Below are 21336 nucleotides of genomic sequence, written 5' to 3' on the forward strand. Positions count from 1 at the left end.
ACAGCGTAAAAATGTAAGATTGGAATTGTGTTATGTATTGGTCAAAAAGGATATTTCGTCGATTCTGTGTGTTCGGTGATAAATCGTGAAAATATTTAAATTACCATTCACTTTTTGGCTACTTATACATTGAATTTGTAGGGATGCACCGTATAATTTTCACGTTTTTCTGGCTTGACTCAGCCTCGCAAAGGCAGTTTTATTACGTCACTCAAATCGGCATCCCTCCTGGGGGTTTGGAGAGAGCAAACGTCATGTCTGGAGCGCTTTATGGCGGAAAGATCGCACGTAACTTGCTGATTCTACAGCTAGTGACCTTTGTTCTATTCAGTATATGCCTGTCGATAAAATCGGTAGGCTGGGGATGGTCCGCACTGTTGGGCGGGCTTTCCGCCTGGTTACCCAATGCCGTGTTTATGCTGTTTGCCTTGGGTTCGCGGGCCGAAGTGCGGGCTGAGGGGCGTATTGCTTGGGCATTCGCTCTGGGCGAGGCGCTTAAAATGGTCTGCACGATAGCCCTGCTTATCGTGTCGCTAGGGGGGTTTAAGGCGGTTTTTCTTCCGCTTGGCCTGACTTACATTGCGGTGCTGGTGGTGCAGGTAGCAGCGCCGGCATTTATTAGTCGTAATTAAAACAGTTACCGTATTAACTACTTAAAGGGTAAGAGGCATCATGTCTGCAGGAGAAATCTCTACGCCACAAGAGTACATCGGTCATCATCTGAACAACCTTCAGTTGGATCTGCGTACTTTTGAGCTGGTGAATCCGCACGATGGTCCAGCATCTTTCTGGACGCTGAACATCGACTCCATGTTTTTCTCTGTGGTTCTGGGCCTGATATTTTTGGCTCTGTTCCGTAAGGTCGCCAAGAATGCAACCAGCGGCGTACCGGGTAAGTTTCAGACCGCCGTTGAGCTGATTATCGGCTTCGTCGATGGCAGTGTGCGCGACATGTATCACGGCAAGAGCAAGCTGATCGCACCGCTGGCTCTGACCATCTTCGTCTGGGTCTTCCTGATGAACCTGATGGATCTGGTTCCCATCGATTTCCTGCCGTATATCGCTGAGCATTGGATGGGGCTTCCTGCGCTGCGCGTGGTACCGTCGGCGGATGTCAATATCACCCTGTCGATGGCGCTTGGGGTGTTTATCCTGATCCTGTTCTACAGCATTAAGATGAAAGGGGTGGGGGGCTTCGTTAAGGAGTTGACTCTGCAGCCGTTCAATCATCCTGTCTTTATTCCCGTCAACCTGATTCTGGAAGGCGTCAGCCTGTTGTCCAAGCCGGTCTCCCTCGGTTTGCGACTGTTCGGTAACATGTATGCCGGCGAGCTGATTTTCATCCTGATTGCCGGTCTGTTGCCGTGGTGGTCACAGTGGTTGCTCAACGTTCCATGGGCTATTTTCCACATCCTGATTATTACGCTTCAAGCCTTTATCTTCATGGTTCTGACGATCGTCTATCTGTCGATGGCGTCTGAAGAGCACTGATTATTTTTTAACAACACTACTGCGTTTAACTGAAATAAACTGGAGACTGTCATGGAAAACCTGAGTATGGATCTGCTGTACATGGCTGCCGCTGTGATGATGGGCCTGGCGGCAATCGGTGCTGCGATCGGTATCGGCATCCTGGGTGGTAAATTTCTGGAAGGCGCCGCGCGTCAGCCTGACCTGATCCCGCTGCTGCGTACACAGTTCTTTATCGTAATGGGTCTGGTGGATGCTATCCCGATGATTGCGGTTGGTCTGGGTCTGTACGTCATGTTTGCCGTCGCGTAAATGGGGTCTCCCCGTTAACGCCAACCAAACCGATTAACTAATTTAAGAGGCATTGTGCTGTGAATCTTAACGCAACAATCCTCGGCCAGGCCATCGCGTTTGTCCTGTTCGTCTGGTTCTGCATGAAGTATGTATGGCCGCCGCTTATGGCTGCCATTGAGAAGCGTCAGAAAGAGATTGCTGACGGTCTCTCTTCCGCAGAGCGTGCGAAGAAAGATCTGGACTTGGCGCAGGCCAATGCGACCGACCAGCTGAAGAAAGCCAAGGCTGACGCACAGGTGATCATCGAGCAGGCGAACAAGCGTAAGTCTCAGATCATCGATGAGGCGAAGGCGGAAGCAGAACAGGAACGCGCCAAGATCGTCGCGCAGGCGCAGGCTGAAATCGATGCCGAACGCAAGCGTGCCCGTGAAGAGCTGCGTAAACAGGTCGCCATGTTGGCAATCGCTGGTGCCGAGAAAATTATTGAACGTTCCGTGGATGAAGCTGCGAACAGCGACATCGTCGATAAACTGGTCGCTGAACTGTAAGGAGGGAGGGGCCGATGTCTGAATTTATCACGGTAGCTCGCCCCTACGCCAAAGCAGCTTTTGACTTTGCTGTTGAGCATAACAGCCTGGATCGTTGGCAGAACATGCTGACGTTCAGCGCTGAGGTGACCCGCAATGAAAGCGTGGCCGAAATGTTGTCCGGTGCCTTGGCTCCGGAGACCCTTGCGGCATTCTTCATTGATATTTGCGGCGACCAGCTCGATGAATCCGGTCAGAACTTCATTAAAGTGATGGCGGAAAACGGACGTTTACAGGTTATTCCTGACGTGCTGCAGCAGTTTATTGCACTGCGTGATGCGATGGAAGCGACGGCAGATGTGGAAGTCACCTCTGCAGCGCCCCTGACTCAGGCGCAGCTGGATAAAATCAGCGCCGCAATGGAACAACGTCTGTCACGTAAAGTGAAGCTGAATTGCAAAATTGATAAGTCTGTATTGGCCGGCGTGGTTATCCGCGCGGGTGACCTGGTGATCGATGGCAGCATTCGTGGCCGTTTGGATCGCCTGACAGACGTCTTGCAGTCTTAAGGGGACTGGAGCATGCAACTGAATTCCACCGAAATCAGCGAACTGATCAAGCAGCGCATTGCTCAGTTCGACGTGGTGAGCGAAGCTCACAACGAAGGTACAATCGTCTCAGTGAGCGACGGGATTATCCGCGTTCACGGTCTGGCGGACGTCATGCAGGGCGAAATGATCGCGCTGCCGGGTAACCGCTACGCTATCGCACTGAACCTGGAGCGCGACTCTGTGGGTGCGGTAGTTATGGGGCCCTACGCTGACCTTGCCGAAGGCATGAAGGTCAAGTGTACCGGCCGTATTCTGGAAGTTCCGGTAGGCCGTGGTTTGCTGGGCCGCGTGGTGAACACCCTGGGTGAGCCGATCGACGGTAAAGGTCCGGTCGAGCACGACGGGTTCTCCGCTGTTGAAGCCATCGCCCCGGGCGTTATCGAACGTCAGTCTGTCGATCAGCCGGTACAGACGGGCTATAAGTCCGTGGATGCCATGATCCCTATCGGTCGCGGTCAGCGTGAGCTTGTCATCGGCGACCGTCAGACCGGTAAAACCGCGCTGGCCGTCGATGCCATTATCAACCAGCGTGACTCCGGCATTAAGTGTATCTATGTCGCCGTAGGTCAGAAGGCTTCTACCATTGCTAACGTGGTGCGTAAGCTGGAAGAGCACGGCGCGCTGGCTAACACCATTGTCGTCGTGGCCTCGGCCTCAGAATCCGCCGCCCTGCAGTACCTGGCGCCGTACGCCGGCTGTGCGATGGGGGAATATTTCCGAGATCGCGGTGAAGACGCGCTGATCATCTATGATGACTTGTCCAAGCAAGCGGTCGCTTATCGCCAAATATCCCTGCTGCTCCGTCGCCCGCCAGGTCGTGAAGCATTTCCGGGTGACGTATTTTACCTCCACTCCCGTCTGCTGGAGCGTGCAGCGCGCGTTAACGCTGAGTACGTCGAGACCTTCACCAAGGGTGAGGTCAAGGGTAAGACGGGTTCACTGACGGCGCTGCCGATCATTGAAACCCAGGCTGGTGACGTTTCCGCGTTCGTTCCGACCAACGTAATCTCGATTACCGATGGTCAGATCTTCCTGGAATCTAACCTGTTTAACGCCGGTATCCGCCCTGCGGTAAACCCGGGGATCTCCGTATCCCGTGTGGGTGGCGCGGCGCAGACCAAGATCATGAAGAAACTGTCCGGCGGTATCCGTACCGCTCTGGCGCAGTACCGTGAACTGGCGGCGTTTTCTCAGTTTGCCTCTGATCTGGACGATGCGACCCGGAAACAGCTGAGCCACGGCCAGAAGGTGACTGAGCTGCTCAAGCAGAAACAGTATGCGCCGATGTCTGTCGCTACGCAGTCGCTGGTGCTGTTCGCCGCTGAGCGTGGCTACCTGGAAGATGTCGAGCTGGCGAAGGTTGGCGGCTTCGAAGCGGCGCTGATGGCTTACGTTGATCGCGAGCACGCTGACCTGATGCAACAAATCAACCAGACCGGTGCTTATAACGACGAGATCGAAGGCAAGCTGAAAGGCATTCTCGATACCTTCAAAGCAACCCAGTCCTGGTAATAGCCTTACGGCCTGCCGGCAGTAATACGGTGGGCCGTAAAAGGTTTTGAGGAGAAGCAGAGATGGCCGGCGCGAAAGAGATACGTAGCAAGATCGCCAGCGTGCAAAACACGCAAAAGATCACGAAAGCGATGGAGATGGTCGCCGCCTCCAAAATGCGTAAAACGCAGGATCGCATGGCGGCCAGCCGTCCCTATGCAGAAACCATGCGCAAAGTGATTGGTCACCTTGCGCTGGGGAATCTGGAATACAAACACCCGTACCTGGAAGAGCGCGATATTAAACGTGTGGGGTATCTGGTGGTTTCTACCGACCGTGGTCTGTGCGGTGGCCTGAACATTAACCTGTTCAAGAAGCTGCTGACAGAGATGAAAGAGTGGAACCAGAAGGGCGTGGATATCGATCTCGCGCTGATCGGCTCCAAGGCAGTCTCTTTCTTTGGGTCCGTGGGCGGCAACGTTGTCGCTCAGGTCACCGGCATGGGAGATAACCCCTCCCTGTCCGAGCTGATCGGTCCGGTGAAGGTGATGCTGCAGGCCTATGATGAAGGCCGTCTGGATCGCCTGTATGTGGTGAGCAACAAGTTCATCAACACCATGTCCCAAGAACCACAGGTCATTCAGCTGTTACCGCTGCCCAAGGCAGATGATGCGGAGCTGAAACGGAAATCATGGGATTACCTGTATGAACCGGATCCGAAGGCGCTGCTGGATACCCTGCTGCGTCGCTATGTGGAATCGCAGGTTTATCAGGGCGTCGTGGAAAACCTGGCCAGTGAGCAGGCCGCACGAATGGTTGCTATGAAGGCGGCAACTGACAACGGCGGCAACCTGATCAAAGAGCTGCAGTTGGTCTACAACAAGGCTCGTCAGGCCAGCATCACCCAGGAGCTCACCGAGATCGTCTCGGGCGCTGCTGCGGTTTAAGAGCTAGGTTTACGAATTACGTAGAGGATTCAAGATGGCTACTGGAAAGATTATCCAGGTTATCGGCGCCGTGGTGGACGTGGAGTTCCCGCAGGATGCCGTGCCGAAGGTGTATAACGCACTGGAGGTAAAAGGCGGTGCCACTAAACTGGTACTGGAAGTTCAGCAGCAGCTGGGTGGTGGCGTCGTTCGCTGCATCGCAATGGGTTCTTCTGACGGCCTGCGTCGCGGGCTGGATGTAGAAGACCAAAACCATCCGATCGAAGTCCCGGTGGGTAAGGCAACACTGGGCCGTATCATGAACGTACTGGGCGATCCGGTCGATATGAAGGGCGAGATCGGCGAGGAAGAGCGCTGGGCAATTCACCGCGCAGCGCCGAGCTACGAAGATCTGTCCAACTCCCAGGAGCTGCTGGAGACCGGCATCAAGGTTATCGACCTGATCTGCCCGTTCGCTAAAGGCGGTAAGGTGGGTCTGTTCGGGGGCGCCGGTGTCGGCAAGACCGTTAACATGATGGAGCTTATCCGTAACATCGCTATCGAGCACTCCGGTTACTCCGTTTTCGCCGGCGTGGGTGAGCGTACCCGTGAGGGTAATGACTTCTACCACGAGATGACGGATTCCAACGTACTGGACAAAGTGTCTCTGGTCTATGGCCAGATGAATGAGCCGCCGGGAAACCGTCTGCGCGTTGCACTGACCGGTCTGACCATGGCGGAGAAGTTCCGCGATGAAGGCCGCGACGTTCTGCTATTTATCGATAACATCTACCGCTATACCCTGGCCGGTACCGAGGTATCTGCACTGTTGGGCCGTATGCCGTCAGCGGTAGGTTATCAGCCGACGCTGGCAGAAGAGATGGGCGTGTTGCAGGAGCGTATTACCTCTACGAAAACCGGCTCTATCACCTCAGTTCAGGCGGTATACGTTCCTGCAGATGACCTGACTGACCCGTCGCCGGCAACCACCTTTGCCCACCTGGATGCCACCGTGGTTCTGAGCCGTCAGATCGCCTCTCTGGGTATCTACCCGGCCGTTGACCCGCTGGACTCGACCAGCCGTCAGCTGGATCCTCTGGTGGTGGGTCAGGAGCACTATGACACGGCACGCGGCGTGCAGTCCATTCTGCAGCGCTATCAGGAGCTGAAGGATATCATCGCCATTCTGGGTATGGATGAGCTGTCTGAAGAGGACAAGCTGGTCGTGGCCCGTGCGCGTAAGATCCAGCGCTTCCTGTCACAGCCGTTCTTCGTTGCGGAAGTGTTCACCGGTTCTCCTGGCAAGTACGTTTCGCTGAAAGACACCATCATGGGCTTTAAAGGCATCATGAACGGTGACTATGACCATCTGCCGGAGCAGGCGTTCTACATGGTGGGCTCTATCGACGAAGCCGTGGAAAAAGCCAAGAAACTGTAACGCCTGATAGGAGGGTGATATGGCTATGACTTTCCATCTGGATGTGGTCAGCGCGGAGCGTCAGATGTTCTCCGGGCTGGTGCAGAAAATCCAGGTGACGGGTAGTGAAGGTGAGCTGGGTATCTACCCGGGGCACGCTCCGCTGCTTACTGCCATTAAGCCTGGCATGGTGCGTATCGTTAAACAGCACGGAGAGGAGGAGTTTATCTACCTTTCCGGCGGCATCCTTGAGGTGCAGTCCAGCGCGGTTACCGTACTGGCCGATACCGCTATCCGTGGTCAGGACCTCGACGAGGCGCGTGCGATGGAGTCGAAGCGTAAAGCAGAAGAACACATCCGCAGCTCGCACGGCGACGTTGACTATGCTCAGGCATCTGCAGAGCTGGCCAAGGCGATTGCCAAACTGCGCGTAATCGAATTGACCAAAAAAATGATGTAAGCAGACGACGGTAAAAAACCTCTCCCCGGCGGAGAGGTTTTTTTTATCGTTAAAAAAAAGCGCTCTCCCTGGATATTCGCTGCGCAATTGTTGGGCTAATCGCACGAAAAAGCGTATTGGCGAAGAGAGTGTTTGCCCCCCTCCTGCCAAGTTATCTATCATCATCCTATCCCCGCAGTACATCTGACCTGCGCGCGTTTTGAGTAGAGAAATATGTAGTAATCCCGCCACTGAACGGGTTTACTTTACCCCATCAATTTGAATGGATCAGATTGCTTATGTCGACATCTCCATTAAGCGTGGTCATCCTTGCCGCCGGTAAAGGAACCCGCATGTATTCCGATCTTCCTAAGGTGTTGCATCCGCTGGCAGGTAAGCCGATGGTGCAGCATGTTATTGATAGCGCGCTGACGCTGGGCGCCCGTCAGGTACATCTGGTATATGGACACGGCGGTGATCTGCTGAAGGCCCATCTGTCTGGCCAGCCGCTGAACTGGGTGCTGCAGGCTCAGCAGCTGGGCACCGGCCATGCCATGCAGCAGGCGGCGCCTGATTTTTCCGACGATGAAGATATCCTGATGCTGTACGGCGATGTGCCGCTGATTTCGGCCGCGACGTTGCAGCGCCTGATCGCGGCGAAGCCCCAGGGGGGAATCGGTCTACTGACGGTAAAACTGGACGATCCGAGCGGCTATGGCCGCATTGTGCGTCATCACGACCGCGTAGTGGGGATCGTCGAACATAAGGATGCCAGCGAAGCGCAGCGTCGTATCAATGAGATCAACACCGGCATTCTGGTGGCCAACGGCGTGGATCTGAAGCGCTGGCTGGCCCGTCTGGATAACAACAATGCTCAGGGTGAGTTCTATATTACCGATATTATCGCCATGGCCCATCAGGAAGGGAGGCAGATTGCGGCAGTACATCCCGAACGCCTGAGCGAGGTGGAGGGGGTTAACAACCGCCTGCAGCTTTCCGCCCTGGAACGGGCCTATCAGCAGCAGCAGGCGCAGCGTTTGCTGCTGGCTGGCGTAATGCTAACCGATCCGGCCCGCTTCGATCTGCGCGGAGAGCTGGTACACGGACGCGATGTGGTGATCGATACCAACGTGATTATCGAAGGCAAAGTGACGCTGGGAAACCGGGTTCATATCGGCAGCGGCTGTGTGCTGAAAGATTGCCAGATCGCCGATGATAGTGTGATTAGTCCCTATACGGTGATTGAGGGTGCCCGGCTGGCGCAGGCTTGTACCGTGGGGCCCTTTGCCCGTCTGCGCCCCGGCGCCTGCCTCGATGCGGAGGCGCACGTGGGTAACTTTGTTGAAATGAAGAAGGCGCACCTGGGGCGCGGCTCTAAGGCGGGTCATCTGAGTTATCTGGGTGATGCGGAGATCGGCGCAGGGGTGAATATCGGCGCAGGGACTATTACCTGTAACTATGATGGCGCCAATAAACACCAGACGGTGATCGGTGATGATGTCTTCGTTGGTTCAGACAGTCAGCTGGTGGCGCCGGTTACCGTTGGCCGTGGTGCGACGATCGCGGCCGGTACGACGGTCACCAAAAATGTGGGTGACGGAGAGCTGGTGCTCAGTCGGGTGAAACAGGTACAGCTCAGCGGCTGGGAGCGGCCGGTGAAGAAAAAATGATCGCGATCGCTGCAGCCTGACGGCTGCAGCGGTTTTTCCCTGTGCCCCGACGAGGGACACAGGGAAAAAAATAATAAAGATCCCGCTAAAGGGATCAGCCCCACTCTCTACAAGGCTCGGGGCAGCGGCGCACAGCGCCGTTTATCAATCAGATCGATACGGGCATCGACAAACCGCTGTGGCGGTTTGGCTATAGGAAGAAAACCTTATGTGTGGAATTGTTGGCGCGGTAGCGCAGCGAGATGTGGCAGAGATCCTGCTGGAAGGGTTACGTCGTCTGGAGTACCGAGGCTATGACTCTGCAGGTCTGGCAGTCGTGGACGCGCAGGGACATATGCAGCGTCTACGTCGTGTAGGCAAGGTCAATGCTTTAAACGACGCGGTTGCCCTGTCGCCAATGGTCGGCGGCACCGGTATTGCCCACACCCGCTGGGCAACCCATGGTGAACCGAGTGAACAGAATGCGCATCCCCATGTATCCGGCCACATCAGCGTGGTGCACAACGGTATTATCGAAAACCACGAGACGCTGCGCGCACAGCTGATTGAGCGCGGCTACCGTTTTACCTCCGAGACGGATACGGAGGTGATTGCGCACCTGGTAAACTGGGAACAACGCCAGGGAGGATCCCTGCTGGAGGTCGTTAAGCGGGTCATCCCGCAGCTGCGCGGCGCATATGGTACGGTAGTGATGGACAGCCAGCACCCAGGAGTGCTGGTCTGTGCTCGCTCAGGTAGCCCGCTGGTGATTGGCCGAGGAATGGGGGAGAACTTTCTGGCCTCCGATCAGCTGGCGCTGCTGCCGGTCACCCGCCGCTTTATCTTCCTGGAAGAGGGGGATATTGCCGAGCTAACCCGCCACAGCGTGACCATCTTTGACGCCACCGGTGCACCGGCGGCACGTGCCGAAGTCGAATCCAACGTGCAGTATGATGCCGGTGATAAGGGTGACTATCGCCACTACATGCAGAAAGAGATTTACGAACAGCCGCAGGCGATCAAAAACACCCTTGAGGGGCGCTTTAGCCACGGTCAAATCGATCTGCAGGAGCTGGGCGAGGCCGGAGAGCGCCTGCTGTCGCAGGTTGAGCATATCCAAATTATCGCCTGCGGAACGTCATACCACTCCGGTATGGTTGCCCGCTATTGGTTTGAGGCGCTGGCCGGCGTTCCCTGCGATGTAGAGATCGCCTCTGAATTCCGCTACCGTAAGTCAGCCGTGCGTAAAAACAGCTTGATAATAACGCTGTCTCAGTCAGGTGAAACGGCCGATACGCTGGCGGCGTTGCGCCTGTCCAAAGAGATTGGCTACCTGGGGTCGCTGGCAATTTGTAACGTAGCCAGCTCCTCGCTGGTGCGCGAGTCCGACTTAGCGCTGATGACCCGCGCCGGCACTGAAATCGGCGTTGCGTCAACCAAGGCCTTCACTACTCAGCTGACGGTATTGCTGATGCTGGTGGCGCGTATTGGTCGTCTACACGCGATGTCAGTGGAGGCGGAGCAGGAGATTGTCCATGCCCTGCAGGCGTTACCGAACCGTATTGAGCAGATGCTTTCGCTGGATCGCAGCATTGAAGCGCTGGCCGAAGATTTTCTGGATAAGCACCACGCGCTGTTTTTAGGGCGCGGCGATCAGTATCCGATCGCGATGGAAGGGGCGCTGAAGCTGAAGGAGATCTCCTATATCCATGCCGAGGCCTACGCCGCCGGTGAGCTGAAGCATGGTCCACTGGCGCTGATCGACTCCGATATGCCAGTGGTGGTGGTGGCGCCGAATAATGAGCTGCTGGAGAAGTTAAAATCCAATATTGAAGAGGTGCGTGCCCGCGGCGGTCTGCTGTACGTTTTCGCTGCCCAGAGCGCCGGGTTTAGCAAAAGTGAAGGGATGCGTATTATCGCTCTGCCACACGTAGAAGAGGTGATTGCACCGATTTTCTATACGGTGCCGCTGCAGCTGCTCTCCTATCATGTCGCCCTGATCAAGGGGACCGACGTCGATCAGCCGCGTAACCTGGCTAAGTCGGTTACCGTAGAATAAAGCGCGATCGTGAGATATCAGGGGATGCCTCGGCATCCCCTTTTTATTGAGTAACGATTAGCGAGAAAGGGTGGACGATAAATAGCGTAGCCACCATAGCGGCCTCCACCAGCGTTTTTCTGCTGGCAGCGTCGTTGGAAATACACTGTGGCGGTAGATAATCTTCCATTCAAAATTAAGGAAAATGCGGCTATGGCCATATTCATCACCATATGTTTCGCACTCTTTTCGCTTTTGTAAGTCGACAGGCGTATTGGCTGATAAATCGCGACTCAGGCTATGATAGCTTTTTTCACGATCGAGCACTCTCTCGTGGCAAATAATTTTTTTTGGCAGATATTTTTGTCGAGAACCATGATATTTATGATATTTAACAAAGCGGTAATCCTCTGCGCCGTAGTTACCGGCAAACTCTTCATCATAGCCAAAGTGGCGAAAGAAACGCGCTCGCGACATAAAAAATAGATTAGAATGGCCTTTATACAATCCACGTTCAGGGCTTTCTCTATATATTTTATAGAAGTTACGCCCGGGATTTCTCGCATCGATCAGGTATTCAAAGGTTTTGGCCGGCAGTTCGTGATCCAAATCGGTCAGCAAAATTTTATCAGACTTTGCATAGGTAACCCCCAGGTTACGTGCGCCGGCCTGATTCCATTTAATATCCTCAGTTATCTTTAACCAGGTAATATTTAAGTCAAAACTGCCAATGTCGTAGGTTACCGGGGAGCCATCATCGACAATAATAAACTCCACCGCGCTGCGGATGGATAACGGTAAATTTTCATACTTTCGCAGCAGTGAAAAGACAGATTCAATACTTTTCTGATTACAATAAAAGTGTGTCACATAAGACAGTTTAATATGTTGTTTGTCATTGTCTTGGTGGATCATTTAACGGTTATCCTGTGAGCATAGCCATGAGGTGAGCGATTTTGCCCATTATCACATGGATAGTAGTTAATATCACCAACGATAGTAATATGTATTTGTTGTATATCGTAATTTTTAATATATCGTCAGACGCGATTTATCTGATGACGCTGCGTTTTCTGCTGGCCGTCGCGCAGATGACCGCTGCGCTGCCGACGGAACCCGCGGCCTATCGTGCGGCGTACGCCCTGGCTACCGAGTTGTCATAAAACTGTCATAATCCATACATTTTACTGTCATTAAACTGCCTTATTTTGCTACCTGCACCATAGTTGAGCCGATCGTTCATACGTTACGATGAATAACACTTCCCAGGAGGGAATATGAAACTGATGCGTACCACTGTCGCCGGGATTGTCGCCGCGACCGTCTCCCTGAGCGCCATGTCTGCCTTTGCGGCGGAGAGCCTGACCGGTGCCGGTGCCACCTTCCCTGCGCCGGTTTACGCCAAGTGGGCAGACTCCTATCAGAAAGAGACCGGTAATAAAGTAAATTATCAAGGCATTGGCTCCTCTGGCGGTGTGAAGCAGATCATTGCCAACACCGTTGATTTCGGTGCCTCCGATGCCCCTCTGAGCGAAGAAAAGCTGGCGGCGGACGGCCTATTTCAGTTCCCGACAGTTATCGGCGGCGTGGTGATGGCCGTTAACCTACCGGGCATTAAGTCCGGCGAGCTGACGCTGGACGGTGAAACGCTGGGTGATATCTACCTGGGTAAAATTAAGAAGTGGAACGACGCGGCAATTGCCAAGATGAACCCGGGGGTTAAGCTGCCGGATCAGGCGATTGCCGTTGTACGTCGCGCCGATGGCTCGGGCACCTCGTTTGTCTTTACCAGCTACCTGAACAAAGTTAACGCACAGTGGAAGAGTGACGTCGGTGCCGGCTCTACTGTTAACTGGCCTACAGGCTTGGGTGGTAAAGGCAACGATGGTGTTGCCGCCTTTGTACAGCGCCTGCCTGGCGCTATCGGCTACGTCGAGTATGCCTATGCCAAACAGAATAAGCTGGCCTACACCAAGCTGATCTCCTCCGAGGGACAGGCGGTCAGTCCGACGGAGGCCAGCTTCAGCAATGCGGCGAAAGGCGCTGACTGGAGCGCGTCTTTTGCTCAGGATCTGACTAACCAGCCGGGCGATAACGTGTGGCCGATCACCTCGACCACCTTCATTCTGGTTCATCAGGCGCCCAGCAAACCCAAGCAAACGGCAGAGGTGCTGAAGTTCTTCGATTGGGCTTACAGTAAAGGTGCCAAACAGGCCAATGATCTGGACTATGCGACCCTGCCGACGTCGGTGGTGGAGCACATTCGTACTGCCTGGAAAAGCAGCGTTAAGGACAGCGGCGGCAACGCGCTGTACTGATCGCTTTTTGGCACGCACCGCGCGGTGCGTGCCGTACCGTGACCGTTTAAGAAGAGATACGCATGGCTGATTCGCCGTTGTCTAATAAACAGCCGATGATAAAAGCGCCGAGTAAGCTTGGTGATGTCGTTTTTGGGGCGTTGGTTAAACTGGCGGCCCTGATTACGCTATTGCTGCTGGGGGGGATCATCGTTTCGCTGATCGTCGCCGCGCTGCCCAGCATGGAGAAGTTTGGCTTTGCCTTCCTGTGGAGTAAAGAGTGGGATGCACCCGCGGAGCAGTTTGGCGCGATGGTGCCTATCTACGGCACGCTGGTTACCTCCCTTATCGCGCTGATCATCGCCGTTCCGGTCAGCTTCGGTATTGCCCTGTTTCTGACGGAGCTGGCGCCGGGATGGCTACGTCGCCCGCTAGGGGTAGCTATTGAGCTACTGGCGGCGATCCCCAGTATTGTTTACGGTATGTGGGGGCTGTTTATCTTTGCCCCGCTGTTTGCCGAGTATTTTCAGACGCCGGTGAGCAACGTGCTCTCCGGTATTCCCATCGTCGGTACCCTATTTTCCGGTCCAGCGTTCGGTATCGGTATCTTGGCCGCGGGGGTGATCCTGGCGATCATGATCATTCCCTATATTGCGGCGGTGATGCGCGATGTGTTTGAGCAGACGCCGGTCATGATGAAAGAGTCTGCCTATGGCATTGGCTGTACCACCTGGGAGGTGATTTGGCGTATCGTCCTGCCGTTCACTAAAAATGGGGTGATCGGAGGCGTTATGCTGGGGTTGGGACGCGCGCTGGGGGAGACCATGGCGGTCACTTTTGTCATCGGTAATACCTACCAGCTCGACAGCTTTTCACTGTATATGCCGGGTAACAGTATTACCTCAGCGCTGGCCAATGAGTTTGCCGAGGCGGAGTCCGGTCTGCATACCGCGGCGCTGATGGAGCTTGGGCTGATTCTGTTTGTGATCACCTTCATCGTGCTGGCGCTGTCCAAGCTGATGGTTCTGCGTCTGGCGAAGAACGAGGGACGTTAATATGGCAACGATGGACGTACAACATCCGCAGAAGCTGGCGGAATCCCGTCGCCGCATGCAGGCCTGGCGTCGCCAGAAAAACCGTATTGCGCTATGCCTGTCGATGGGCACGATGGCATTTGGCCTGTTTTGGCTGGTGTGGATCCTGCTATCTACCTTTACCCGCGGCCTGGACGGTATGTCGCTGGCGCTGTTTACCGAAATGACGCCGCCGCCGAATACCGAAGGCGGCGGTTTGGCGAATGCTATCGTTGGCTCTGGGTTACTAATTCTGTGGGCGACGGTGATCGGTACGCCGTTGGGGATCATGGCGGGCATTTATCTGGCGGAATACGGCCGCAACGGCTGGTTGGCCAACGTGACCCGTTTTATTAACGATATTCTGTTGTCTGCACCCTCTATCGTGGTCGGACTGTTCGTATACACCATTGTGGTGGCCAGGATGCAGCACTTTTCCGGCTGGGCCGGGGTGATCGCGCTGGCGCTGCTGCAGGTGCCGATCGTTATCCGCACCACGGAGAATATGTTGAAGCTGGTGCCGGACAGCCTGCGTGAGGCGGCCTATGCGCTGGGTACCCCCAAGTGGAAGATGATTTCAGCGATTACCCTGAAAGCGTCCGTATCGGGGATTATTACCGGGGTACTGCTGGCCATCGCCCGTATCGCCGGTGAGACGGCGCCCCTGCTGTTTACGTCGCTCTCCAACCAGTTCTGGAGTACCGATATGATGCAGCCGCTGGCTAACCTGCCGGTCACTATCTTTAAGTTTGCCATGAGTCCGTTTGCGGAGTGGCAACAGCTGGCCTGGGCTGGGGTACTGCTGATCACGCTGTGCGTTCTGCTGCTGAATATCGTGGCCCGCGTGATTTTTGCCAAGAAAAAATACTAATTTTGGGGCGCTGCCGCACAGCGGCGCCGCTAACAGAGAGAAAAACGATGAGTAATGCAGTGGCAGACCCGACCAACAGTAAAATTCAGGTGCGCGATCTGAACTTCTATTACGGAAAATTCCACGCGCTGAAGAATATCTCGCTGGATATTGATAAAAATAAAGTAACGGCCTTCATCGGCCCGTCCGGCTGCGGCAAGTCGACGCTGCTGCGTACCTTTAACAAGATGTTCCAGCTTTACCCGGAGCAGCGCGCAGAGGGGGAGATTCTACTGGATGGCCAGAATATCCTGACCGACAGCCAGGATGTCGCGCTGCTGCGCGCCAAGGTGGGCATGGTGTTTCAGAAGCCGACGCCTTTTCCCATGTCCATCTACGACAATATCGCCTTCGGCGTACGCCTGTTTGAAAAGCTGTCGCGTGCCGATATGGATGAGCGGGTACAGTGGGCGCTGACCAAGGCGGCACTGTGGAGTGAGACGAAAGATAAGCTGCACCAAAGCGGCTATAGCCTGTCAGGCGGCCAGCAGCAGCGTCTGTGTATCGCCCGCGGTATTGCCATCCGTCCGGAGGTCTTACTGTTGGATGAGCCCTGCTCTGCGCTGGACCCTATTTCGACCAGCCGTATCGAGGAGCTTATCACTGAGCTGAAGCAGGACTACACCGTGGTGATCGTGACCCACAATATGCAGCAGGCGGCGCGCTGTTCCGACTACACTGCATTTATGTATCTTGGTGAGCTCATTGAATTTAGTGATACAGATAAGCTGTTTACCGCCCCTGCGCAGCGGCAGACGGAAGACTATATTACCGGTCGCTATGGCTGATGGTTTTTAGGAAGGGAACATGGATAATCTGAATTTAAACAAGCACACCTCCGGTCAGTTTAATGCCGAGCTTGAATATATCCGCACCCAGGTAATGAGCATGGGCGGGCTGGTGGAGCAGCAGCTGACGGATGCGATCACCGCCATGCATAACCAGGATGCCGATCTGGCGCGTCGGGTGGTGGAAGGGGATGCCAAGGTCAACATGATGGAGATCGCCATCGATGAGGCCTGCGTTAAAATTATTGCCAAGCGTCAGCCTACCGCCAGCGATCTGCGCCTGGTGATGGCGATTATCAAAACGATCTCCGAGCTGGAGCGCATTGGTGACGTCGCGGATAAAATCTGCCGCACCGCGCTGGAGAAGTTCTCCCAGCAGCATCAGCCGCTGCTGGTTAGCCTGGAGTCCCTGGGGCGGCATACCGTACAGATGCTGCACGATGTGCTGGATGCCTTTGCGCGCATGGATCTGAATGAGGCCATTCGGATTTATCGGGAAGATAAGAAGGTCGATCAGGAGTATGAAGGCATTGTGCGTCAGCTGATGACCTATATGATGGAGGACTCGCGTACCATTCCCAGCGTATTGACGGCGCTGTTCTGTGCCCGCTCTATCGAGCGCATCGGCGATCGCTGCCAGAATATCTGTGAGTTTATTTTCTACTATGTCAAAGGGCAGGATTTCCGCCATATCGGCGGTGATGATCTGGAGCAGCTGCTGACAGATCATAGGCGGACGGACGAGGCATAACCTCCTACGTCGCCGCGCGCTGAACCGTATCGGGCCGCCTATAGGGGCGGCCCTCCTTTTTTATGCGTCGCGGGTCAGTTGCCAGCCGCGCTGGCGCCACAGCTGCGGGAGCTGGCGCAGATCGTCAAAGGTGGTGACCAGCGGATGGTCGATCGCCGGGTTGTGGGGGTCGGCGCAAAAGTAAAATACCGGGATGCCGGCGGCAATGCCGGACTGTGCCCCGGCCGGCGAGTCGTCTACGAGAATGCACTCACCGATATCAACCCCCATATCCCGGGCTGCGTGGAGCAATAAATCCGGCAGGGGTTTCCAGCGCTGAATATCGTAGCCACTGTACAGACGATCGCCGAAGAAGGGCAGCATTCCGGTGGCGCCAAGGGAACTCTGCATCTTGCTGACAGGTCCATTGGAGGCGGTACACATGGGGACGCAGACTTGGTTTAGCAGCTCGTTGGCGTGGGGAATTGGCTGGAGCTCGCTGTCGAACAGACGCGCCACTTCGGCGCGGTAGTGAGACTCCATCTCGGCGCGATCGGCCGTGAACGGATGGCGCCGCTGTATCACGTCAATAATTTCGTACAGCCGCACTCCTTTGAATTCGCGGTAGATATCTTCCAGCGATAGCGTTATCCCATACTGGGAGAACATACTTACATAGGCTTTACTGCAGATCATTTCGCTGTCTACCAGCGTTCCATCACAGTCGAAGAGAATACAGCGGATACTGCTCATGGGCGTCCTTTTTGGCCGGTCGGCGCGGAGATGTCCGCGCCGTATCAACGTTATTTTTGTCCTAGTTTAAGCGCTCTCTTCCGGTATGCGAACCTCGGTAAAGCGGAAGTGGTCTACATCATACAGCCCAAGACTGGTCAGCTTGAGCGATGGGATCACCGGCAGCGAGAGAAACGCCATCTGAATAAACGGTTCATTCAGGGTCATGCCGCAGTTGCGGCAGGCCTGTTTCAGCGCATCGATGATATCGGCAATCTCTGCCGCCGATCGTGAGCTCATCAGGCCGGCGATGGGCAGCGGCAGATGGACTACGACCTGTCCGTCGGCAACGACACACAGTCCGCCGCCGTCGTCAATCAGCTGATTGACCGCCAGTGCCATCTCTGCCGGATGGTGGCCGATGACCACAATATTGTGGCTGTCGTGGCTGACGGTGGCCGCCAGTGCTCCTTTGCTCAGGCCGCTATTGTGAAGAAGGCCCAGCGCTGGCACCCTCTGCTGACCATAGCGTTCCATCACCGCAATGCGGCATACGTCTGGCGTATCGAAGCCATCGCCCAGCCAGCGTACCGTCCTGGCCGGGGTGATGAGCTCGTTGGGGATTAGCTGAATGGCGCGATAGTCGGCATCCTGCGTCAGGGGTAGCGTCAGATCCTCAGCGCTGAGTGGGGCTCGCCGTAGGGTATTGTGCTGCGGCGGGCAGCTGGCCAGCTGGCGCATCGCTGCGCTGCGCAGCAGCTGCTGTGCATCGATGGCCTTACCGCCAGCAAATACCTGGCGAATGGCCACCTGCTCAAGGTTATCCAGCAGGACAATATCTGCCTTTTTCCCCGGGGCGATCAACCCCAGGCGCTTGAGACCAAAGTGGCGCGCCGCCGACCAGCTGGCGACGCGGTATGCTACGTGTGGCGCGATGTGATGCCGTTGGATCAGGCGCCGGATCAGCGCATCAATGTGCCCTTCGTGCGCGATCTCCCATGGATTCCTGTCATCGGTGCACAGCATGCACTGCGGGCTATTGAACTCGCTGATCAGAGGCGCCAGCGTATCCAGGTTACGCGCCGCGGAGCCTTCGCGGATCATCAGCGCCATGCCCAGTGCCAGCTTTTCCCGTCCCTCTTCCAGCGCCAGTGTCTCATGGCAGTTTTCCACGCCGGCGGCCAGATAGGCATTCAGCGCTTTGCCGCTCAGCATGGGGCTATGGCCGTCCAGCGTCAGGTGGCGGAACGCATCCAGCTTATCGAGAGTAGGCTCATCGCCGGCAATGACGCCGGGAAAGTTCATCATCTCTGCCAGTCCCAGCACATGGGGATGCTCACGATAGGGCAGCATTGCTGTCAGGGGGAACTCTGCACCGTTGATATCGGTTCCGGCCAGTGCCGGCACACAGGAGCTGATCTGTATGAACTGGTTTTGCTGTGCACCCTCGGCACAGCGCAGGAACCATGTCAGCCCCTTTTCCCCCATCACGTTAACGATTTCATGGGGGTCGCATACGATAGTGGTGACGCCGAGGGGCAACGTGACGCTTTCGAAGGCGATGGGGGTCATCATGCTGGACTCGATGTGCAGGTGGGCGTCGATAAAGCCGGGAACGGCGATGGCACCGCCGGCGTCAATGCGCTCCAGGGCCGCGGTACCGGCATAGGCCGGCCCGACGCCGGCAATGCTGTCACCGCTGATGAGAATGGGACCCGGCAGGGTTCCGCCGTTGATGAGATCCAGCAGGAAAACATTATCGATGATGAGGTCTGCAGGCTGATCGCCACGTGAAACGGCCAGAAGACGCAGCATATCAGAGCGGGAAACCGATTGCGTATGTTTGTGATGAATATCTTCCATGTGGTTCACCTTACAGATATTTATTTTATCATTTTGATATTAAAGCGTTTTCACATGTCTATTGTAGCAATTTTATGTATATAAGCGTTTGCGTTACATCACATAGGCTGATCGGAGGCAAAGAAACAGCAAAAAAGGATGTGACAAATATCAATATTTGGCATTTTTAGTATAGGATGGCCACCCAAGATACTATACGGATTTCATGTATGAGCCAATCCACGTCCAATACCGCTCACTCCCGGGGCGTATTCGAGCGCGTCTTTAAACTACAGGCACATGGTACCACCGTCAGGACCGAAGTGATTGCCGGTTTCACCACGTTCCTCACCATGGTGTATATCGTCTTCGTTAACCCGCAGATCCTCAGTGCCGCAGGCATGGATACCCAGGCCGTGTTTGTGACGACCTGTCTGATTGCTGCCTTCGGCAGTATTCTTATGGGGGTGTTAGCCAATCTTCCGGTCGCGCTGGCGCCGGCGATGGGGCTGAATGCCTTCTTTGCTTTCGTGGTCGTCGGGGCAATGGGGCTCTCCTGGCAGATCGGGATGGGCGCCATTTTCTGGGGCGCCGTCGCTCTGCTGCTGCTGACGATATTCCGTATTCGCTATTGGATGATCGCCAATATTCCGCTGAGTCTGCGGGTGGGGATCACCAGCGGTATCGGCCTGTTTATTGCCATGATGGGGCTCAAAAACGCCGGCATCATCGTGCCGAACCAGGATACGCTGGTGACCGTGGGGGAGCTGACGTCGCACCATGTCCTGCTGGGAGCGCTGGGCTTTTTCATCATCGCTGTTCTGGCATCGCGCAACATTCACGCCGCGGTGCTGGTATCTATTGTGGTGACCACGGCTATCGGTCTGCTGTTGGGTGACGTGCAGTACAGCGGCATTTTCTCCATGCCGCCCAGCGTGACCAGCGTAGTCGGTCAGGTCGATTTGAGCGGCGCGCTGAATATCGGTCTGTCCGGTGTTATCTTCTCCTTTATGCTGGTGAACCTGTTTGACTCCTCGGGCACGCTGATTGGCGTTACGGATAAAGCAGGTCTGACGGACGTCAACGGCAAGTTTCCGCGCATGCAGCAGGCGCTGTATGTGGACAGTATCAGCTCCGTCGCCGGTTCTTTTATCGGTACCTCCTCTGTGACCGCCTATATTGAAAGCTCCTCTGGGGTCTCCGTCGGCGGGCGCACTGGCCTGACCGCCGTGGTGGTGGGGCTGCTGTTTATGCTGGTTATCTTTCTCTCTCCGCTGGCGGCCATGGTGCCGGGATATGCTGCCGCTGGGGCGCTGATCTACGTCGGCGTGCTGATGACCTCGAGTCTGGCGCGGGTTACGTGGGACGATCTGACCGAGGCGGTACCGGCGTTTATTACCGCGGTGATGATGCCGTTCAGCTTCTCGATCACCGAGGGGATCGCGCTCGGCTTTATCGCCTACTGCGTGATGAAGGCGGGCACGGGACGCTGGCGTGAGATTAGCCCCTGCGTGGTGGTGGTGGCGCTGCTGTTTGTGCTGAAGATAGCGTTGGTTGACGCGCACTGATCCATGCAATGGGACGCAGCGACAGGGAGGGCATTGGCCCTCCCTGTTTGTTTATGGAGTATGGCAGTCGTCCATAAGTCAGCGCAGCGGCTGGCGATAGCGCTGTTGCCATTGTGACTGGCCGTCAACGTCGCGGTTACAGCGGGTACGCTGGACCTGATTGGTTGGACGGAGCAGACGATGGAGCCCGGCCACCTGCCGTTGCGTCGTGGCGCTGTGTGCGAAGTTGACCTGGTAGATGCGTCGGTTATTCAGCGGGGTATCCGCAGCGATAGTGATTTCTCCCTGGGTGCGATCGGCTGCGTGTTGGCATACTGTGACGGAGAATCCTGCATTAGGCGTATGGGGTACAGCGCGCCCAGACGTTACGTGGGGTGTCGTACATGACGCTCAGGCTTATCACTGGCTATCAGGCGGTTATCGATCAGATCGCCGTTGTGTGGCAGATGTTCCTGGCACAGGCTTTCCGGCAGTGGCTGCTCGCCGTCGGGTAGACGACTGGCGCTGACGCTCGGGATCAGCGGCAGCGTCAGT

The 21336-nt window shown here is 55.6% G+C and carries 20 protein-coding genes; 17 read left to right on the plus strand and 3 right to left on the minus strand.

Annotated elements, in window-relative coordinates; translation table 11 throughout:
• Window positions 1–254: 254 nt before the first annotated feature.
• The 11 genes from atpI (at window position 255) to glmS (ending at window position 10883) form a co-directional block, all read left to right on the plus strand.
• Entirely contained in the window at window positions 255–632 is a 378-nt protein-coding gene (gene atpI, locus EIEH_RS00660; protein WP_015873046.1) for a F0F1 ATP synthase subunit I, read from the plus strand.
• 40 nt (window positions 633–672) lie between these two features.
• Window positions 673–1491 (plus strand): F0F1 ATP synthase subunit A, encoded by an 819-nt coding sequence (atpB, locus tag EIEH_RS00665; protein WP_015873047.1) that lies wholly within the window; start codon window positions 673–675, stop codon window positions 1489–1491.
• A gap of 51 nt (window positions 1492–1542) precedes the next feature.
• Complete coding sequence (gene atpE / locus EIEH_RS00670; RefSeq protein ID WP_004093904.1) at window positions 1543–1782, plus strand: F0F1 ATP synthase subunit C; 240 nt, start codon at window positions 1543–1545, stop codon at window positions 1780–1782.
• 59 nt (window positions 1783–1841) lie between these two features.
• Entirely contained in the window at window positions 1842–2312 is a 471-nt protein-coding gene (gene atpF / locus EIEH_RS00675; RefSeq protein WP_012850322.1) for a F0F1 ATP synthase subunit B, read from the plus strand.
• Between the two features lie 14 nt (window positions 2313–2326).
• Complete coding sequence (gene atpH, locus EIEH_RS00680) at window positions 2327–2860, plus strand: F0F1 ATP synthase subunit delta (RefSeq protein WP_015873048.1); 534 nt, start codon at window positions 2327–2329, stop codon at window positions 2858–2860.
• A 12-nt stretch (window positions 2861–2872) separates the two neighbouring features.
• Complete coding sequence (gene atpA, locus EIEH_RS00685) at window positions 2873–4414, plus strand: F0F1 ATP synthase subunit alpha (RefSeq protein ID WP_015873049.1); 1542 nt, start codon at window positions 2873–2875, stop codon at window positions 4412–4414.
• Window positions 4415–4476: 62 nt separating this feature from the next.
• Complete coding sequence (gene atpG / locus EIEH_RS00690) at window positions 4477–5340, plus strand: F0F1 ATP synthase subunit gamma (protein ID WP_015873050.1); 864 nt, start codon at window positions 4477–4479, stop codon at window positions 5338–5340.
• 34 nt (window positions 5341–5374) lie between these two features.
• Entirely contained in the window at window positions 5375–6757 is a 1383-nt protein-coding gene (atpD, locus tag EIEH_RS00695; RefSeq protein WP_012850326.1) for a F0F1 ATP synthase subunit beta, read from the plus strand.
• Between the two features lie 19 nt (window positions 6758–6776).
• Entirely contained in the window at window positions 6777–7196 is a 420-nt protein-coding gene (locus EIEH_RS00700; protein ID WP_012850327.1) for a F0F1 ATP synthase subunit epsilon, read from the plus strand.
• A gap of 278 nt (window positions 7197–7474) precedes the next feature.
• Entirely contained in the window at window positions 7475–8845 is a 1371-nt protein-coding gene (gene glmU, locus EIEH_RS00705; RefSeq protein ID WP_015873052.1) for a bifunctional UDP-N-acetylglucosamine diphosphorylase/glucosamine-1-phosphate N-acetyltransferase GlmU, read from the plus strand.
• Window positions 8846–9053: 208 nt separating this feature from the next.
• Window positions 9054–10883 carry a glutamine--fructose-6-phosphate transaminase (isomerizing) gene (gene glmS, locus EIEH_RS00710; protein WP_015873053.1) on the plus strand — a complete coding sequence of 610 codons (1830 nt, stop codon included), beginning with the start codon at window positions 9054–9056 and terminating at the stop codon, window positions 10881–10883.
• A gap of 57 nt (window positions 10884–10940) precedes the next feature.
• Here the strand turns inward: glmS and EIEH_RS00715 are convergent, their stop codons facing one another.
• Complete coding sequence (locus EIEH_RS00715) at window positions 10941–11777, minus strand: glycosyltransferase family A protein (protein ID WP_015873054.1); 837 nt, start codon at window positions 11775–11777, stop codon at window positions 10941–10943.
• Between the two features lie 362 nt (window positions 11778–12139).
• Between EIEH_RS00715 and pstS the strand changes: the two genes are divergently transcribed.
• The 5 genes from pstS to phoU all read left to right on the plus strand — a co-directional run bounded on the left by pstS (window position 12140) and on the right by phoU (window position 16681).
• A complete protein-coding gene (gene pstS, locus EIEH_RS00720; RefSeq protein WP_015873056.1) occupies window positions 12140–13180 on the plus strand; it encodes a phosphate ABC transporter substrate-binding protein PstS in 1041 nt (346 codons plus the stop codon).
• Between the two features lie 62 nt (window positions 13181–13242).
• Window positions 13243–14214, plus strand: a complete 972-nt coding sequence (gene pstC / locus EIEH_RS00725; protein ID WP_015873057.1) for a phosphate ABC transporter permease PstC — start codon at window positions 13243–13245, stop codon at window positions 14212–14214.
• 1 nt (window position 14215) lies between these two features.
• Window positions 14216–15103: a phosphate ABC transporter permease PstA gene (gene pstA / locus EIEH_RS00730; protein WP_015873058.1), complete on the plus strand. Its 888-nt coding sequence runs from the start codon at window positions 14216–14218 to the stop codon at window positions 15101–15103.
• 47 nt (window positions 15104–15150) lie between these two features.
• A complete protein-coding gene (gene pstB, locus EIEH_RS00735; RefSeq protein ID WP_015873059.1) occupies window positions 15151–15930 on the plus strand; it encodes a phosphate ABC transporter ATP-binding protein PstB in 780 nt (259 codons plus the stop codon).
• 19 nt (window positions 15931–15949) lie between these two features.
• The gene (phoU, locus tag EIEH_RS00740; protein WP_015873060.1) at window positions 15950–16681 is read left to right on the plus strand and encodes a phosphate signaling complex protein PhoU; all 732 of its coding nucleotides are present in this window, start codon (window positions 15950–15952) and stop codon (window positions 16679–16681) included.
• Between the two features lie 60 nt (window positions 16682–16741).
• Here the strand turns inward: phoU and yieH are convergent, their stop codons facing one another.
• Window positions 16742–17413 carry a 6-phosphogluconate phosphatase gene (gene yieH / locus EIEH_RS00745; RefSeq protein WP_015873061.1) on the minus strand — a complete coding sequence of 224 codons (672 nt, stop codon included), beginning with the start codon at window positions 17411–17413 and terminating at the stop codon, window positions 16742–16744.
• 66 nt (window positions 17414–17479) lie between these two features.
• Window positions 17480–19255: an adenine deaminase gene (gene adeD, locus EIEH_RS00750; protein ID WP_015873062.1), complete on the minus strand. Its 1776-nt coding sequence runs from the start codon at window positions 19253–19255 to the stop codon at window positions 17480–17482.
• Window positions 19256–19464: 209 nt separating this feature from the next.
• On the opposite strand from adeD, the gene EIEH_RS00755 reads away from it, so the two are divergent.
• Window positions 19465–20802: an NCS2 family permease gene (locus tag EIEH_RS00755; protein WP_015873064.1), complete on the plus strand. Its 1338-nt coding sequence runs from the start codon at window positions 19465–19467 to the stop codon at window positions 20800–20802.
• The last annotated feature ends 534 nt before the right edge of the window (window positions 20803–21336 follow it).

This window comes from Edwardsiella ictaluri ATCC 33202 (assembly GCF_000264785.1).
In the GTDB taxonomy this organism is placed as follows: Bacteria; Pseudomonadota; Gammaproteobacteria; order Enterobacterales; family Enterobacteriaceae; genus Edwardsiella; species Edwardsiella ictaluri.